The organism is Rhodococcus cerastii, assembly GCF_033042195.1.
Taxonomy (GTDB): domain Bacteria; phylum Actinomycetota; class Actinomycetes; order Mycobacteriales; family Mycobacteriaceae; genus Rhodococcoides.
Genome location: NZ_JAWLKF010000001.1, coordinates 850,158 through 866,599 on the forward strand (window position 1 = coordinate 850,158; position 16,442 = coordinate 866,599).

Genomic DNA, 16,442 nt, shown 5'->3' on the forward strand with positions numbered 1-16,442 from the left:
TCGTAGTGGGGTTGTTGCGATCGTAGCGAGTGTCAGACGGTGGCGAGTGCGGGATCGAGTTCGGCGTCCGACGGGGCGTTCTTGCCCTTGACGAACTGCTTGGCCGAGACGACCAGGAACGCCGAGACGATGGTGCCCGCTGCCAGCGAAAGGATGAACCACAGGATGTTTCCGATCGCGAAGAACACGAAGATGCCGCCGTGGGGTGCGCTGAGGGTGACGTCGAACGCCATGATCATCGCACCGGTCACTGCGCCGCCGGCCATCATCGAGGGGATGACGCGGAACGGGTCCGCCGCGGCGAACGGGATTGCGCCCTCAGAGATGAATGCAGCTCCCAGGAACCACGCGGCTTTGCCGTTCTCGCGTTCGGCTTCGGTGAACAGGCGTGCGCGGACGGTCGAGGCGAGTGCCATGGCGAGCGGCGGCACCATTCCGGCGGCCATGACCGCTGCCATGATGCGGAGCGACGCGGTGTCGGTGACCGACAGGCCTGCGGTGGCGAATGCGTAGGCTGCCTTGTTGACCGGTCCGCCGAGGTCGAAGCACATCATCAGGCCGAGAATGATGCCGAGGATGATGACCGAGGAACCGCTGAGGCCGTTGAGCCAGTCGGTGAGTCCACTGGTGATCGCGGCGAGTGGCTTGCCGAGCAGCAGAAACATGATCGCGCCGACGATGAGTGTGGCGAAGAGCGGAATGATGACGACCGGCATGAGTCCGCGCAGAACTGCGGGGATCTTCCACTTGCTGATCCAGAGTGCGACGAAGCCGGCGATCAGACCACCGACGAGACCGCCGATGAAGCCTGCACCCACCAGAACGGCCACCGCACCTGCGGTGAATCCTGGTGCCAGACCTGGTCTGTCGGCAATGGCGTAGGAAATGTAGCCGGCCAGTGCTGGCACCAGGAAGCTGAAGGACAGCGCGCCGATCTGGAAGAGCACGGCACCGAGGTAGGCGGCGATTCCGCCTTCGGGCAGTGAGGTGATGGAGTTGTTGACGACGATATCCTCGGCAACTCCGGAGATCTCGTATCCGCCGAGCAGGAAGCCGAGAGCGATCAGCAGACCACCGGCCGCGACGAACGGGATCATGTAGCTGACGCCGGTGAGCAGGATCTGGCGGATGCGGGTGCCCCAGCCGAGTTCACCTGCGGAGTCGTTCGATCCGGCAGCCACTGCGGTACCGCCGACGCGAGCTGCGTCCGGGTTCAGTGCAGCGCGTAGGGCTTCGGTGAGCATGACGTCGGGCTCGTTGATGGCGCGCTTGACGCCCGAGGAGATGACGGGCTTGCCGGCGAAACGCTCGCGGCCCTTGACGCCCACATCGGTGGCGAAGATGACTGCTTCGGCTCCGGCGATGATCTTCGGGTCCAGCGGCGTGCTGCCGCTCGAGCCCTGGGTCTCGACGTGCACCGTGACTCCGGCGCGCTCACCGGCGGCGACCAGGGAATCGGCAGCCATGTAGGTGTGCGCGATTCCGGTGGGGCAGGCGGTGACTGCGACGATGTGCTTCGGGGCAGTGGCCTCGGCCGGAGTGGCGGCCGCGCTGTGCTTGGCGGTCGACACGGGGGCTGCCGCAGTGGTCGTCGCGGCCGGCTTGGCAGCAGGATTGATGACGCCGTCGACGAGTGTGACGATCTCGGTTGCCGAGGACGCGTTGCGCAGCGAGGTGACGAACTCCGGCTTGACCAGGGCACGCGCCAGGCTGGAAAGCAACTTCATGTGTGCGGATCCGGCTCCGGCCGGCGCGGCGATGAGGAACACGAGGTCGGCGGGGCCGTCGGGGGCTCCGAAATCGACCTTGGGGTTCAGTCGGGCGAATCCGAGCGAGGCCGAGGTGACCGCTTCGGATCGGCAGTGCGGGATGGCGATTCCGCCGGGCAGGCCTGTTGCCGACTGCGCTTCGCGGGCCAGAGCGGCGTCGCGCAGAGCATCGGTCTCGGTTGCGCGACCCGCGGAAGCCAGAACGCCTGCGAGGCGTTCGATGACGGATTCCTTGGATTCGCCGAGATCGGCGTCGAGGAGGATCAGATCCTCGGCGATGATCTGCTGATCCTCGGTGGGGGTGGACATTGAGGACTCCTAGAGACTGTTCGAGGAAGGGGAGAGCGTGGACGGGCTGACGGAGGTGGGGATGTCGAGCGCACGGACCGTCACCGAATTCGGATGGGTCTGCTCGGGCAGTGGAAGCGTGGTGCCTGGAAGCGCGGTTGCCGCCGTTCCGTAGGCGACGGCGCGGCGAAGTTTGTCTGCGTCGGAACAGTTCTCGGCGTCGGCGAGGATGTAGCCGGCGAGCGAGGAATCGCCTGCGCCGACCGTGCTGACCGCGGTGATCGGGGGTGGGCTGGCGTACCAGGATCCGCCGGAGGTGACCAGCACGGCTCCGGCGCTGCCGAGAGTGGCCAACACCGCGCCGACACCTCGGCCGAGAAGGATGGTGCTGGCTGCGATCGCAGCCGTCGGATCACCCTGCGCCGCTGCGCTTTCCAACTCTTCGGAATCGTACCCGGTGAGTTGGGCGAGTTCCTCGGAATTGGGTTTGATCAGATCGGGTGCCGACGCCGGGAAGGCCGCCGCGAGAGCGAGCAGTGGCTCGTCGGAGGTATCCACCGCAACTTTCGCCGACGTGGCACGCAGCGCCGTGACGAGCTCGGCGTACCAGTCGACGGGCAGACCGGGCGGAAGCGAACCGGAGAGCACCACCCATTCGGCATCGACTGCGAGAGAGAGGATTCGCTCCCGCAGCTCGGTGCGGGTCTGCTCCGACACCGTCGCACCGGGCTCGTTGATCTTGGTGGTGGTGCCACCGACCTCGCTCACCGTGATGTTGGTACGGGCCGGCCCCGACGTCGGAACGGCGGAGTACCGCACGCCCTTGTCGGACATCGCGTCGAGCAGCGGGTCTCCGACATTGGCCGGGAGTACGGCCATCGCGTCGATTCCGGATCCGCCGAGGACACGAGCGACGTTGACGCCCTTGCCACCCGGGTCGGAGACCGACGTCGATGCCCGGTGCACGCCCCCGCGAACCAGTGGTGTGTCGAGCGTGACCGTGCGGTCGATGCTCGGGTTGGCCGTGAGTGTGACCATCATGCGATCACCACCTCGATTCCTTTGTCGCTGAGCTTCTTACGGTCGTTGTTCGAGATATCGCTGTCGGTGACGATCACGTCGATGGACTGCACTCGGGCGAAGCTGACGAGGTGCTCGCGTCCGATCTTCGACGAATCTGCGAGCACCACAACGTGGTTGGCTGCATCGACCATCGCGCGCTTGACGGCTGCCTCGTCGCTGTCCGGGGTGGACAGGCCGTGCCCGACGCTGATGGCGTTGGTACCGATGAACGCGACGTCCACCCGTAGCCATTCGAGGGCGCGCAGTGCTTCGTCGCCGACGGCAGCCTGGGTGGTTCCGCGCACCCGCCCGCCGAGCAGTCGAAGACTCACGCTCGGCATGGTTGCGGCCCGGGCGGCGATCGGCACCGAGTTGGTCACCAGAGTCAGCTCGCGGTCGTGGGGAAGCAGCCCCGCCAACCGGCCCGTCGTGGTGCCCGCGTCGAACACCGCACTGCCGCCCACCGGTGGCAGAAAGGACAACGCCGCGGCTGCGATGGCGTCCTTCTGGTCGGCGCGGGTGAACTCTCGCTCGGAGACGCCGGGCTCGAGTGTGGTCAGTGCGGACGCGGGTACTGCTCCACCGTGGACGCGGCGGACGACTCCCATTCGGTCGAGGGTGGCGAGATCGCGTCGCACGGTTTCGGTGGTGACGCCGTACGTGGCCGACAGATCGTTGACGGAGACGCGGCCGTGCGTGCTGATCAGTTCGGCGATGGCGTGTTGGCGTTCTTCGGCGTACACCTGCGTCTCCTTCCCGGTTGATGTTGCTTTATGTTGTTTTACGCCCGTGTGTGTTGACATGTCAAGGGTTTGGAGTAATCTCGGTCACAACACAGGCAAGTGAGTGAGTACGCCACAGCTCGCCGAACAGATGCGATGACCTTTGTTCACGCAGGATCCGAGGAGGACCACATGACGGGATCGGTTAGCACCGCTTCGACCGGACACACCGACACCACAGTCGATGCAGCCGGGGCCGGAGCAGCGCAGACGACACTGCGCGGCACACCCGTCGTGCCCGGCGTCGGATACGGCCCCGTCATTCGTCCCGGTGCCCGACCGTCCATCCCAGCCGACACCGGCGAGGTCGCCGAGGCCGATCGGGAGGCCGAGAAGGCTATTTTCGACGCCGCAGCGAATGCTGTCGCCTCCCGACTACGCGGTCGCGCGGAACTCGCGACCGGCGCTGCTTCGGAGGTTCTGTCTGCCAACGCCGCGATGGCCACCGACCGCGGATGGCTCGGGGCCGCTCGCTCCTCGATCGCCAAGGGCAGTTCTGCCGTCACGGCAACGGCAGCGGCAACGGAGAAGTTCGCCGCGATGTTCACCCAGCTCGGCGGACTGATGGCCGAGCGCGTGACCGATCTGCGTGACATTCGCGATCGCGTCATCGCCGAGATCCTCGGCGTTCCGGAGCCCGGTGTTCCGGTACCCGAGCTGCCGTCGGTGCTGTTCGCCGACGATCTTGCGCCCGCCGACACCGCGGGTCTGGACCCCACCCTGATCGTCGGACTCGCCACCTCGCTGGGCGGTCCGACCAGTCACACCGCGATCATCGCGCGCCAGCTGGGCATTCCGTGCATCGTCGCCGTGGCTGGGCTCGACGACATCGCCGCGGGTACGAACGCATCCGTCGACGGAACCAGCGGCCGCATCGATCTCGAACCCGACGCCGACTCGGCCCGCGCTGCCGTCGTGTCTGCCCGCGACGAGCTCGACCGGGTATCCCAGTGGGTCGGTCCCGGAACCACCGCCGACGGCCACGCAGTCGACATTCTCGCCAACGTCCAGGACGGTGCCGGTGCTCGCGCGGCGCGGTCGAGCGCAGCGGACGGCGTCGGTCTGTTTCGTACCGAGCTGTGCTTCCTCGACCGCGACTCCGAACCCACCGTCGACGAGCAGGCCGAGATCTACGCACAGGTACTCGACGCGTTCGCAGGCAAGAAGGTCGTCGTTCGGACTCTCGACGCCGGCTCGGACAAGCCACTTCGGTTCGCCACTCATCCCGACGAGGCCAACCCGGCACTGGGCATTCGCGGCATCCGCATCGCCGAGGCCGACCGAGGGATTCTGTACCGCCAGCTCGACGGCATCGCAGCAGCCGCGAAGGCGACCGATTCCTCCCCGTGGGTGATGGCTCCGATGATCGCGACGGCGCTGGAGGCAAAGGATTTCGCTGCCGACGTCCGCGAGCGCGGACTCACTCCGGGGGTCATGATCGAGATCCCCGCCGCCGCTCTGCTCGCCGAACACATCCTCGAGCACGTGGACTTCCTGTCCATCGGTACCAACGATCTGGCGCAGTACACGATGGCCGCCGACCGCATGTCCGCTCAGCTCGCCGGCCTGACCGATCCGTGGCAGCCGGCCGTGTTGGCGCTGGTGGCGCACACCGCGGCCGCGGGAGCCAAGGCGGGCAAGCCCGTCGGAGTCTGCGGTGAGGCCGCTGCCGATCCGCTGCTGGCCTGCGTGCTGGTAGGGCTCGGCATCACCTCGCTCTCGGCTGCGTCGGCTGCCGTCGCGCATGTCGGGTCGAAACTGGCAACGGTCACGCTCGCTCAGTGCAAGGAAGCGGCCGCGGCCGCCCTGAAAACGGACAGCACCGCCGCTGCCCGCGAGGCAGTGAGCGCGATTCTCGGCTGATCCAATAGTGTTGCCTTCCATCATGAGAACTCTCGGTTGGACGCTGCACGGAAACGGAAAGACCGTCGACGCCGGGGCGGTGGTCTCGCCCGACGAGCGATTGACGTGGCCCCGCACCATCGGTATCGGAATGCAGCATGTGGTCGCGATGTTCGGCGCGACCCTGCTGGTTCCGACGATCACCGGATTTCCGGTGTCGACGACGCTGCTGTTCTCGGGCATAGGGACGGCGCTGTTCCTGCTCATCACCCGAGGCCGGGTGCCCAGCTACCTGGGTTCCTCCTTCGCGTTCCTGGCCCCGCTCGGTGCCACCCAAGCGAACGGACCTGCCGCCCAGCTCGGAGCCGTGCTGTGTGTGGGCGTCGTACTGGCAGCAGTGGGCTTCGTGGTGAAGTTCGCAGGGCAGCGGGTACTCGACGCGGCGATGCCGCCCGTCGTGACCGGAGCCGTCGTGGTGCTCATCGGGCTGAACCTGGCACCGGCCGCCACCACGTCGTTCGAGGCACAGCCGCTGATCGCAGCCATCACCCTGGTCGCGATTCTGCTGGCGACAGCGGTGGGGCCCGGCCTTATCGGGCGACTGGGAATTCTGCTCGGCGTCGTCGTGGGTTGGGTGTTCGCCGCAGTCACCGGAGGGATCGCGCAACCGCGACTCGACGCACTCAGCGCTGCGAGCTGGATCGGTCTGCCCGAGTTTCGTGGACCGTCGTTCGAGCTGTCGGTGATCCTCGTGGCGCTGCCGGTGGTGATCGTCCTGGTCGCCGAGAACGTGGGGCACGTCAAAGCCGTCGCCGCGATGACCGGCAAGAACCTCGACGATGTGGCCGGCGACGCCTTGATCGCCGACGGGCTGGCGACCACGCTGGCCGGAGCAGGCGGCGGTTCGGGAACCACCACCTACGCGGAGAACATCGGCGTCATGGCGGCCACTCGTGTCTACTCGACCGCCGCGTACTGGGTCGCATCGATCACCGCGACGGTGCTCGCGTTCTCGCCCAAGTTCGGTGCACTGATCTTCACCGTGCCCGACGGGGTCATCGGCGGCGCAACCCTGGTTCTGTACGGCCTCATCGTGCTGTTGGGCGTACGCATCTGGACCGACGCGAAGGTCGACTTCACCGATCCGGTCAATCTCATGGTCGTCGCTGCCGCGCTCGTCGCCGGAATCGGTGACCTGACGCTGTCCGTCGGATCGGTCGAGCTCGGCGGTATCGCGTGGGGTTCGGTCGGCATCCTTCTCGGGTACCCGATCGTCTCGGCGCTCGCGAGAAGCGCGGGCAAACGCGCACGGTAGCGGGGTCGGTCACGAATCGCGCGCGTTTTGGTCATCGACCTCCGTGACGTCCCGAACGTACTGTTGGAGCGTGACGTCAGTCGTACCGACGACCGCGAATGACACCGTTCACAGGTCGATGTCGGTATGCACCGAACAAGGAGATCTGCGTGGAACGCACACTTTTCGAGCCCGAGCACGAGCTGTTCCGGGAGTCGTACCGGAAGTTTCTCGATCAGCACGTAGCGCCGAACCATGCGAAGTGGGAAGAGCAGAACATCGTCGACCGCGACGTCTGGGTCGAGGCCGGTAAGCAGGGCTTCCTCGGAACGGCAGCGCCCGAGGAATTCGGTGGCGGCGGAGTCAAGGACTTCCGCTACAACGCCATCGTCACCGAGGAAACCACCCGCGGCGGATACAGCGGTATCGGCTTCACCCTGCACAACGACGTCGTCGCGCCGTATTTCATCGACCTTGCCAACGACGAGCAGAAGCAGCGCTGGCTCCCCGGATTCTGCTCCGGCGAACTGATCACCGCGATCGCGATGACCGAGCCCGGCACCGGAAGCGACCTGCAGGGCATCAAGACCAAGGCTGTCCGTGACGGCGACGACTGGGTGCTCAACGGCTCGAAGACGTTCATCACCAACGGAATCAACGCCGACCTGATCATCGTCGTGGCCTGCACCGACCCCGAGAAGGGCGCACAGGGCTTCAGTCTGCTGGTCGTCGAACGCGACATGCCCGGATTCGAGCGCGGCCGCAACCTCGACAAGATCGGCATGAAGGCTCAGGACACCGCCGAACTCAGCTTCACCGACGTGCGCGTGCCCGCCGCCAACCTGCTGGGCGAGGAAGGCATGGGCTTCATCTACCTCATGCAGAATCTGCCCCAGGAACGCCTGTCGATCGCCGTCGTCGCGGCCGCCGCGATGGAATCCGCGCTCGAGATGACGATCCAGTACTGCCGCGACCGCAAGGCCTTCGGGAAGTCGATCGGCAAGTTCCAGAACACCCGATTCGTGTTGGCGGAGTTGGCCACCGAGACCACCGCCACCCGCATCATGGTGGACAAGTTCATCGAACTGCTCAACGAAGACAAGCTGACCGTGCAAGAAGCTGCCATGGCGAAATGGTGGACCACCGAGAATCAGGTCAAACTGATCGACCGGTGCCTGCAGTTGCACGGTGGCTACGGCTACATGAAGGAATACCCGATCGCCAAGGCGTACATGGACTCCCGTGTGCAGACCATCTACGGCGGCACCACCGAGATCATGAAGGAGATCATCGGCCGCGGATTGAATCTGTGATCCGCTGATCCGAAGCACGCTAAGGGCCGCAGCACATGTGCTGCGGCCCTTCGCATGTCACTGCCGTGACGATCTCTACAGCTTGCGCATCACGGTCACGACCTTGCCGAGGATCGCGGCGTTGTTGCCCGGAATGGGCTCGAACAGCGGATTGTGCGGCAGCAGCCACACCTCGCCCTTGGACCGCTTGAACGTCTTGACGGTGGCCTCCCCGTCGATCATCGCAGCGACGATGTCACCGTTGTCGGCCACGGACTGCTGACGAACCACCACCCAGTCGCCGTCGCAGATGGCCGCGTCGATCATCGACTCGCCGACCACTTTCAGCAGAAACAGAGAGCCCTGACCTACCAACTCGCGGGGGAGCGGGAACACGTCCTCGACGGCCTCTTCGGCCAGGATCGGACCGCCGGCTGCGATCCGGCCAAGCACCGGCACGAACGTCGGGGTCGGCAACCGATCCTGTTCCTCGGACGCCGACGAACCGTCGACCGCGGCGGCAGCCTGGTCGGCCTGCACCTCGTCGAGACCCCGGACGTCGACGGCACGGGGGCGGTTGGCGTCGCGCCTGAGGAAACCCTTGCGCTCGAGGGTGCGCAGCTGGTGAGCAACGGAGGAGGTCGATGTCAGACCGACCGCATCGCCGATCTCGCGGATGCTGGGCGGGTAGCCGCGCTCGGTGACCGACGCGCGAATGACCTCGAGTACCTTCCTCTGCCGCTCGGTCAGACCCGCACTGATGTCGGTGCCGACCTCCATGGCCTTGGATGTGGGTTCCGCAGCCGGCTTTCCTGCTGCGGCCTTGGTGGCGGTGGCCTTGGCTCCGGTCGTCCTGGAACCCGTCGTCGTGGAACGCGTGGTCGACCTCGTCGAGGTCTCGTCCTTCATGCTGTCGGCCTCCTGCTGGTGTCCTGGGATCCGGTCTGCGGGGTAGGTCTGCGCGGACTGGAGTTGATGGTGTCGACTCGTGTGGCGTGTGGTTTCTGACACGAATCTAGCGTGTATCAGCTGTTGAATCAAACATCTGTTCGACTCGTGTCGCGTTTTCTGCAGACTTTGTCGGAGGCTCGTGATAGAACTTCGAACAAGCGTCCATCGAACGCCTGATCGAACAATCGATCCAACGAGCGATTCAACGAGCGAAGTCGAGGTTCCGATGACCATCATCACCGATCGCCCCACCGCCGCCGGTGTCCGTGCCCGGTCCACCGTCGTCGAGCGTCGTCGCCGGGCCCGTCCCGTTCTGCGGAGTCCCCTCGGGATGCACGGCGTCACCACGGTGCCCCGTACACAGAGCGCACCGTGCCTTCCGGTCCTCGACCCGTCGTGGACCGACGTCACCGATCGCGAGGATGCCGATCGCGAGTTCGACGCGACCTCCGCGCACTTCGCGAGCCAGCCGGTTCGACTGCGATCGCTGGTGTTGTGGATGCTCGCAGTGGTCGTCGTGGCCGGTGGTCTGATCGGCATCGCGAACCTGCGAGCCGTCGCACCCGATGCAGGTGTGCAGCCGGCCGGTGTGGTCGAAGTGCACGACGGAGCTCTCGTCGAGTACACGACCGGCAGATGACCACCGCCCCCGTCGGGTTCGAGAAGGCTGAGTATCCTCGGTGGACTGCCCCGATGTGCGTGCTCGTCGTCGGAGCATCGGCTACGACGGAGGGTCCCTCATGCATTGCCCGTTCTGCAGGCATCCCGACTCACGCGTGGTCGACTCGCGTGAGATGGACGAGGGACAGGCAATCCGGCGGCGTCGCTCCTGCCCGGAGTGCGGTCGTCGTTTCACGACCGTCGAGGCAGCAGTGCTTGCAGTCGTGAAGCGCAGCGGCGTGACCGAGCCGTTCAGCCGCGAGAAGGTCGTCAAGGGAGTTCGGCGCGCGTGCCAGGGCAGAGATGTAGACAACGATGCGCTCGACCTGCTGGCACAGCAGGTCGAGGACGCCATCCGTGCAGCGGGATCAGCGGAGATCCCCAGCAACGAAGTGGGACTGGCCATTCTCGGTCCGCTCCGTGATCTGGACGAAGTGGCGTACCTGCGCTTCGCTTCCGTGTACCGCTCGTTCAGTTCGGCCGAGGACTTCGAGAAGGAAATCCACGAACTGCGCAAGCACCGCGAGTCCGCCGACATCGACTGACAGTTCCGCCCGTCAGCGGCTCTGGTCCGAGATCGCCTTCTCGATGCGCTTCTCGGAGACCGGATACGCCGTACGAATCCCTTGGGCGAACAGTCCCACGCGCAGCTCCTCGATCATCCAGAACAACTCCTGCACCCCGGAACTGTTCTTTCTGCTCTCCGGAAGCGAGTCCAGCAGTCGTCCGTACGATGCGTACACCCGATCGAGTACATCCATCGCCGCCGCGTCACGGCCTGCGCTGCTCGGCAGAGTGGCCAACCGCTTCGTCGCCGCCGCGAGATAGCGCGGCAGGTCCGCCAATCTGCGAGAACCGAACTCGGTGACGAATCCGCGAAAGATGAAGCCGTCGAGCTGCTCCCGAACATCGTCTGCCGGCTCACCGGAGGCTGATTGCAGTTGCGCCGACAAAGCCAGGGCAGCGGTCAGCACAGGACGAACCAGGGCGAGGACCGCGGCGGTACGCTGCGGAACCTCCGCGTGCACGAGCGCCCTGAGCTTGTCGAAAGCCTCGGGATCTCGTACCGGTCCACCGTGCGCGTCCATTGCTTCCTCGACCGCGAGAACCCGGCATTCCTCGAGCAGTGCATCGACTCCGCCGTACGGATTCTGGCCGAGGGCAAGCCGTTCCGCCGTCGGTAATCCGGCCAACAGTGCTTTGGTGCCCTTCGGCGCAGTCGACAGCAGCAGAGCCCTGGTTCCGGAACGCATCGCTGCCCGCTGCTGAGCAGGGGTGCTCAGGACTCGAACCGCCACGCCCGGTCCTTCCGGCACCAAAGCCGGATAGCCGGTGACCTTCTGGCCTCCCACATCTCGGGTGACGGTCGACTCCAACCGTCCCAGCGTGCTCGAGGTCCACGCCAGCGAGGGCGCACGCTCGGCGTCACCCACCGCGCTGGCCACCTGACGGCCGACCTCACCGGACAAACCGGTACGCAGAGCGGTCAGATCCTTGTTGCTGCCCAACACCTTTCCGGACGAATCGACGGCCGCGAACGTCATTCTCAGGTGCTCGGGGAGTGCCGCGACATCGAAGTCCTTGGCCGTGATGTGGCACTGGGCCGCCCGCGAGAGCTCACGGGCCAATGCCGTCACCAACGTTTCGGCGCGGGGCCGCATGACCGCCAACGCCGCGGCTGCGAAGTCGGGGGCCGGTACGACATTGCGGCGCAACGCTTTCGGAAGCGTCTTGATCAGTGCGGTCACCAACTCGCCGCGCATCCCAGGGACCAGCCAGTCGAAGCCCACCGGCTGTACCTGAGCGAGCAGAGCGATCGGTATTCGTGCGGTGACGCCGTCGGCCGCCGTGCCCGGCTCGAACTGGTAGGTCAGGGGAAACTGGATCTCGCCCTGTCGCCATGCGTCGGGATACGCGCCGGTCAGTACCGAGGCCGCGTCGGAGTTGACGACGGTGTCGGTGGTGAAGTCGAGCAGCGCCGGGTCCTGTCTGCGGGCCTTCTTCCACCAGGTGTCGAAGTGCCGTGCCGACACCGCCTCTGGGGCGATGCGGGCGTCGTAGAAGTCGAACAGAGCGTCGTCGTCGACGACGATGTCTCGCCGTCGGGCGCGATGTTCGAGTTCACCCACGTCGTCGAGCAGTGCCCTGTTCTTGTGAAAGAAGGCATGCTGGGTCTTCCACTCGCCCTCCACCAGCGCATGTCTGATGAACAGCTCTCGGGACGCCTCGGGGTAGATACGGTGATAGCTCACCGGACGTTGCGTCACCAACGGAATGCCGTACAGCGTCACCCGCTCGTAGGCCATCGCCGATTCACGCTTGATCGACCAATGTGGTTCCGAGTACGTCCGCTTGACCAGATGCGGTGCCAACCGCTCGGCCCACTCCGGCTCGATGCGAGCAGCCATACGGCCCCACAGGCGCCCGGTCTCGACCAGCTCGGCGGCCATGACCCAGCGCGGGGGCTTCTTGAACAGACCCGAACCGGGGAATATCGCGAAGTGAGCTCCGCGCGCGCCGAGGAACTCGCGTTTGTCCCCCTCCCGGAGTCCGACGTGCGAGAGCAGCCCGGACAGCAGCGACTGATGCAGGGCGGTCTCGGTGGAATCGGCGTCGGGCACCGTCCACCCGAGCCCGCGGGTGATCTGACGCAGTTGGCCGTGCAGATCCTGCCACTCGCGAATACGTAGGTAGTGCAGGAACTCTGTTCGGCACATGCGTCGGAACTGGTTGGAGGACAATTCGTTTCGCTGCTCGCGCAGATACGTCCACAGTTTCACGTACGCCAGGAAGTCGGAGTTCTCCACTGCGAAGCGTGCATGCTTCTCGTCCGCTGCCTGCTGATGCTCGGCGGGCCGCTCCCGAACGTCCTGAATCGACAGGGCCGCCACGACCACCAACGCGTCGCGAAGAGAGCCGTTGCCGTTGGCCTCGACGAGCATTCGAGCCATCCGAGGATCGACCGGCAGTGCCGAGAGTTCCCGGCCGATCGGGGTCAGCTCTGCAGTGCCGTCCTTGGTGGCCGGCTTCAGCGCCCCGAGTTCCTCGAGCAGTCCGATTCCGTCCCTGATACTGCGCGGATCGGGCGGTTCGACGAACGGGAACGCGTCGATCTTGCCCAGCCCGAGTGCGGTCATCTGCAGGATGACCGACGCCAGGTTGGTGCGCAGTATCTCCGGCTCGGTGAACTGTGGACGTGACTCGAAATCCTCTTCGGAATACAGCCGGATGCAGATGCCGTCGGCGACGCGGCCACAGCGGCCGGCCCGCTGCCGCGCCGACGCCTGGGAGATCGGCTCGATGGGGAGTCGTTGCACCTTGGTGCGCAACGAATATCGCGAGATGCGGGCGGTACCGGGGTCGACCACGTAGCGGATGCCAGGGACCGTCAGCGATGTTTCCGCGACGTTCGTCGAGAGCACCACGCGTCGGCCCGAATGCGGGGAGAACACTCGGTGTTGTTCGGCCGCAGAGAGTCTCGCATACAGAGGAACGATCTCGGTGTTGCGGAGATTGCGATCGTTCAGGGCGTCGGCGGTGTCGCGAATCTCGCGTTCACCGGACAGGAACACCAGAATGTCGCCGTCGCCCTCGGCCATCAGCTCGTCGACGGCCTGGCAGGTCGCGTCGACGGGGTCGAGATCGATCGTGGTGTCCCCGGCGTCGACGGTCAGTGGCCGATAGCGCATCTCGACCGGGAACGTGCGACCGGAGACCTCGATGATCGGCGCGGGCACGCCGTCCCGCGCGAAGTGCTGGGCGAACCTTTCGGGGTCGATCGTCGCCGAGGTGATGACGATCTTGAGGTCGGGACGCCGGGGGAGAAGCTGCGCCAGGTAACCCAGGATGAAGTCGATGTTGAGGCTGCGCTCGTGCGCTTCGTCGATGATCAGGGTGTCGTACTGTCGCAGCAGTCTGTCTCGCTGGATCTCCGCCAGCAGGATGCCGTCGGTCATCAGCTTGACGAGGGTCGAATCCGAGGACTGGTCGGTGAATCTCACCTTGTAGCCGATGGATTCACCCAGGGGCTCGCCCACCTCCTCGGCGATGCGTTCGGCCACCGTGCGGGCAGCGAGGCGTCGAGGCTGAGTGTGGCCGATCGAACCGCGAATTCCGCGGCCCAGTGCGAGAGCGATCTTGGGAATCTGAGTGGTCTTACCCGAACCGGTCTCACCGGCGACGATGACGACCTGGTGTTCGGCGATGGCGGCGGCGATGTCGTCCTTGCGCAGACTGACCGGAAGCGACTCGGGGAACTCGAGGGTCGGCACCGCCGCCCGGCGATTGGCCACTACCGTCTCGGCGCGGGCGACATCGCGTTCGAGAGCGGCCAACGCGTCGTCGGTACGAGCCTTGTCCAGTCGCCGCCGCAGCCGGTTCTCGTCCCGGATCGTGACGTCTGCCAGACGTGTGGCGAGAGATTTTCGCTGACCGGACAAATTCGAGGTAGACATACTCGCTCCAGGATATCCGCATCGACGCAACCGTCGTGAATGGCGGCCGAGACTGTGCCAGGATCGCCGTATGAGCATCGTGCACGATGTCACTGCCGAACCGCGTACGCCGGTACCGATCAGGATGCTGCGGGTGCTGTTCGCGGATCGGTGACGCTCTACATGGTGATCACCGGGATCATCTACGCGGTGTTGCTCGCGAACATCGATGTCGGTGTCGCGGATCCGTGGACCGACAACGTGGTGCATCGAATCATGCCCGTGGTCCTTCTGCTCGACTGGATTCTCGCTCCACCGCGTCGGCAGATCTCCGAGTAACGCAGCCTGACGTGGTTGCTCTTCCCGCTGGTCTATGGGATCTACACCCTGATCCGTGGACCCGTCGTCGACTGGTACCCGTATCCCTTCCTCGACCCGAGGGAACGGGGATACCCCGCGCTTGCCGTCGGGCTGGTGGTGTTGACCGTCGCTTTCGCGCTCATGGCGCTGGCAGTGAATGCTCTCGGACGGCTCGCGGGACGGTGGAGGCACGGATCGGTCTCGAGCGAATCGGACTCCACTACTGTGTAGCGCATGTCTTCCGACCTCGATCCAGCGGCCACCACACACTCCTCCGCGCTGTGGCACGGCTTCGCCGACATGGGCAACGTCACCGCCAGCGGGCCGTTCGTCGTCTCGCGAGGCGAGGGTGCGTACATCTTCGACAACAAGGGAACGAAGTATCTCGACGCGACCGCCGGTCTGTGGTTCACCAACGTCGGTCACGGCCGACGCGAGATCGCCGATGCAGTTGCCACACAGCTGAGCTCGATCGCTCACTACTCGAACTTCGGCGACTTCGTACCCGAGACCACGCTGGCCTTGGCCGATCGTCTCGCTGCCATCGCACCGGTTCCGGGTAGCAAGATCTTCTTCACCTCCGGTGGCTCGGACTCCATCGATACCGCCGCGAAGCTCGCGCGCCGCTACTGGGTCGAAATGGGACAACCGGCCAAGAAGATCATCGTCGGACGACAGAAGGCCTATCACGGCATGCACGTCGCCGGCACCGCGCTGGCCGGTATCCCGGTCAACAAGGAGAACTACGGTGAGCTGATGCCCGACGCCAAGACAGTGGCGTGGGACGACGCGAAGTCGCTGCTGGCGCTGATCGAGGAGGTCGGTGCCGAGAACGTGGCCGCCTTCTTCTGCGAGCCGGTCATCGGTGCCGGCGGAATCTACCTGCCGCCGGAGGGCTACCTGCGCGAGGTGCGGCAGATCTGTCGCGACAACGACGTGCTGTTCGTCGCGGACGAGGTCGTCACCGGATTCGGTCGGATCGGCGGCAGCTGGTTCGCCTCCACCCGGTTCGAGCTCGAACCCGACCTGATGACGACCGCCAAGGGGTTGACGTCCGGGTACGTACCGATGGGTGCTGTCTTCATCGCCCCGAAGATCGCCGAGCCGTTCTTCGCGGGCGGCGTGTGGTGGCGACACGGGTACACCTACGGCGGCCACGCCGGAGCGGCCGCGGCAGCGATGGCCAACCTCGACATCATCGAGCGCGAAGAGCTGCTCTCGGACTCCAAGCGCATCGAGGCGGCCCTGCACACCCACCTCGCGCCACTGGCCGCACACGACCGAGTATCGGAGATCCGCAGCGGAATCGGTGCTGTTGCCGCCGTGCAGCTCGCCGACCCGGCCGAAGCATTGCCTTTCGTCAAAACGCTTCGGGCACACGGGGTCTCCGGCCGCGCCGCCGGCCAGGGTGCGATGCAGATCTCGCCTGCATTCGTCATGACCGACGCCGAGATCGAAGAGTTGGCCGCGCGGATCCTCAGCGCGCTCGGCTGAACCGAAGTCTGCCGAGCAGCTGCTTCCCTCGCGACAGCGGGGGAGCGGGTGCCGGTGTCGGCTCGTCGGAGACAGCCGCGAAACGACGGTGCAGCTGCTCGCGCACTTCCTCGGGCGCGTAGGCACGACGCTTGCGCTCGGATCGAACCACCAACGCCCCGGTGGCCGCGACACCGACCATCCCGGCGAGACCGACAGCCTTCCACACGTTCATC

At 65.7% G+C, this 16,442-nt stretch carries 12 protein-coding genes and 1 pseudogene; 7 read left to right on the forward strand and 6 right to left on the reverse strand.

Annotation, left to right across the window (positions count from 1 at the left end):
- Window positions 1-32: 32 nt before the first annotated feature.
- From R3P93_RS03845 to R3P93_RS03855, 3 genes are read right to left on the reverse strand one after another with little or no spacing between them, the layout of a single operon-like run.
- Complete coding sequence (locus R3P93_RS03845) at window positions 33-2,078, reverse strand: PTS fructose transporter subunit IIABC (protein ID WP_317532425.1); 2,046 nt, start codon at window positions 2,076-2,078, stop codon at window positions 33-35.
- 9 nt (window positions 2,079-2,087) lie between these two features.
- Window positions 2,088-3,098, reverse strand: coding sequence for a 1-phosphofructokinase family hexose kinase (locus R3P93_RS03850; RefSeq protein WP_317532426.1), 1,011 nt, complete (start codon window positions 3,096-3,098; stop codon window positions 2,088-2,090).
- Window positions 3,095-3,862 carry a DeoR/GlpR family DNA-binding transcription regulator gene (locus R3P93_RS03855; RefSeq protein WP_068050675.1) on the reverse strand — a complete coding sequence of 256 codons (768 nt, stop codon included), beginning with the start codon at window positions 3,860-3,862 and terminating at the stop codon, window positions 3,095-3,097. Before R3P93_RS03855 ends, R3P93_RS03850 begins: the two co-directional genes overlap by 4 nt.
- 171 nt (window positions 3,863-4,033) lie before the next feature.
- On the opposite strand from R3P93_RS03855, the gene R3P93_RS03860 reads away from it, so the two are divergent.
- The 3 genes from R3P93_RS03860 (at window position 4,034) to R3P93_RS03870 (ending at window position 8,350) form a co-directional block, all read left to right on the forward strand.
- Window positions 4,034-5,764, forward strand: coding sequence for a phosphoenolpyruvate--protein phosphotransferase (locus tag R3P93_RS03860; protein WP_256980955.1), 1,731 nt, complete (start codon window positions 4,034-4,036; stop codon window positions 5,762-5,764).
- A 22-nt stretch (window positions 5,765-5,786) separates the two neighbouring features.
- The gene (locus R3P93_RS03865) at window positions 5,787-7,058 is read left to right on the forward strand and encodes a uracil-xanthine permease family protein (RefSeq protein WP_317532427.1); all 1,272 of its coding nucleotides are present in this window, start codon (window positions 5,787-5,789) and stop codon (window positions 7,056-7,058) included.
- A 149-nt stretch (window positions 7,059-7,207) separates the two neighbouring features.
- A complete protein-coding gene (locus tag R3P93_RS03870) occupies window positions 7,208-8,350 on the forward strand; it encodes an acyl-CoA dehydrogenase family protein (protein WP_068050674.1) in 1,143 nt (380 codons plus the stop codon).
- A gap of 75 nt (window positions 8,351-8,425) precedes the next feature.
- Here R3P93_RS03870 and lexA read toward each other — a convergent pair whose 3' ends face one another.
- Window positions 8,426-9,109 carry a transcriptional repressor LexA gene (gene lexA / locus R3P93_RS03875; RefSeq protein WP_037189497.1) on the reverse strand — a complete coding sequence of 228 codons (684 nt, stop codon included), beginning with the start codon at window positions 9,107-9,109 and terminating at the stop codon, window positions 8,426-8,428.
- Window positions 9,110-9,506: 397 nt separating this feature from the next.
- On the opposite strand from lexA, the gene R3P93_RS03880 reads away from it, so the two are divergent.
- Window positions 9,507-9,920 carry a hypothetical protein gene (locus R3P93_RS03880; RefSeq protein ID WP_068050673.1) on the forward strand — a complete coding sequence of 138 codons (414 nt, stop codon included), beginning with the start codon at window positions 9,507-9,509 and terminating at the stop codon, window positions 9,918-9,920.
- Between the two features lie 100 nt (window positions 9,921-10,020).
- Window positions 10,021-10,485, forward strand: coding sequence for a transcriptional regulator NrdR (gene nrdR / locus R3P93_RS03885; protein WP_317532428.1), 465 nt, complete (start codon window positions 10,021-10,023; stop codon window positions 10,483-10,485).
- Between the two features lie 12 nt (window positions 10,486-10,497).
- Here nrdR and hrpA read toward each other — a convergent pair whose 3' ends face one another.
- Window positions 10,498-14,394 carry an ATP-dependent RNA helicase HrpA gene (hrpA, locus tag R3P93_RS03890; protein ID WP_317532429.1) on the reverse strand — a complete coding sequence of 1,299 codons (3,897 nt, stop codon included), beginning with the start codon at window positions 14,392-14,394 and terminating at the stop codon, window positions 10,498-10,500.
- 135 nt (window positions 14,395-14,529) lie between these two features.
- On the opposite strand from hrpA, the pseudogene R3P93_RS03895 reads away from it, so the two are divergent.
- A pseudogene (locus tag R3P93_RS03895) lies at window positions 14,530-14,964 on the forward strand (Pr6Pr family membrane protein); the annotation flags it as partial.
- Window positions 14,965-14,967: 3 nt separating this feature from the next.
- Window positions 14,968-16,227, forward strand: a complete 1,260-nt coding sequence (locus tag R3P93_RS03900) for an aminotransferase family protein (protein ID WP_317532430.1) — start codon at window positions 14,968-14,970, stop codon at window positions 16,225-16,227.
- Here the strand turns inward: R3P93_RS03900 and R3P93_RS03905 are convergent.
- A complete protein-coding gene (locus R3P93_RS03905; protein ID WP_068050670.1) occupies window positions 16,211-16,441 on the reverse strand; it encodes a hypothetical protein in 231 nt (76 codons plus the stop codon). The two genes, R3P93_RS03900 and R3P93_RS03905, sit on opposite strands and share 17 nt — an antisense overlap.
- Window position 16,442 lies beyond the last annotated feature (1 nt).

What these genes read in the sequence shown, in the direction of transcription:
- nrdR (WP_317532428.1), top strand. Translation starts at nt 10,021, where the DNA reads ATGCATTGCCCGTTCTGCAGGCATCCCGACTCACGCGTGGTCGACTCG.
- lexA (WP_037189497.1), bottom strand. Translation starts at nt 9,109, where the DNA reads ATGGAGGTCGGCACCGACATCAGTGCGGGTCTGACCGAGCGGCAGAGG.
- R3P93_RS03865 (WP_317532427.1), top strand. Translation starts at nt 5,787, where the DNA reads ATGAGAACTCTCGGTTGGACGCTGCACGGAAACGGAAAGACCGTCGAC.
- R3P93_RS03845 (WP_317532425.1), bottom strand. Translation starts at nt 2,078, where the DNA reads ATGTCCACCCCCACCGAGGATCAGCAGATCATCGCCGAGGATCTGATC.
- R3P93_RS03860 (WP_256980955.1), top strand. Translation starts at nt 4,034, where the DNA reads ATGACGGGATCGGTTAGCACCGCTTCGACCGGACACACCGACACCACA.
- hrpA (WP_317532429.1), bottom strand. Translation starts at nt 14,394, where the DNA reads ATGTCTACCTCGAATTTGTCCGGTCAGCGAAAATCTCTCGCCACACGT.
- R3P93_RS03850 (WP_317532426.1), bottom strand. Translation starts at nt 3,098, where the DNA reads ATGATGGTCACACTCACGGCCAACCCGAGCATCGACCGCACGGTCACG.
- R3P93_RS03880 (WP_068050673.1), top strand. Translation starts at nt 9,507, where the DNA reads ATGACCATCATCACCGATCGCCCCACCGCCGCCGGTGTCCGTGCCCGG.
- R3P93_RS03905 (WP_068050670.1), bottom strand. Translation starts at nt 16,441, where the DNA reads ATGAACGTGTGGAAGGCTGTCGGTCTCGCCGGGATGGTCGGTGTCGCG.
- R3P93_RS03900 (WP_317532430.1), top strand. Translation starts at nt 14,968, where the DNA reads ATGTCTTCCGACCTCGATCCAGCGGCCACCACACACTCCTCCGCGCTG.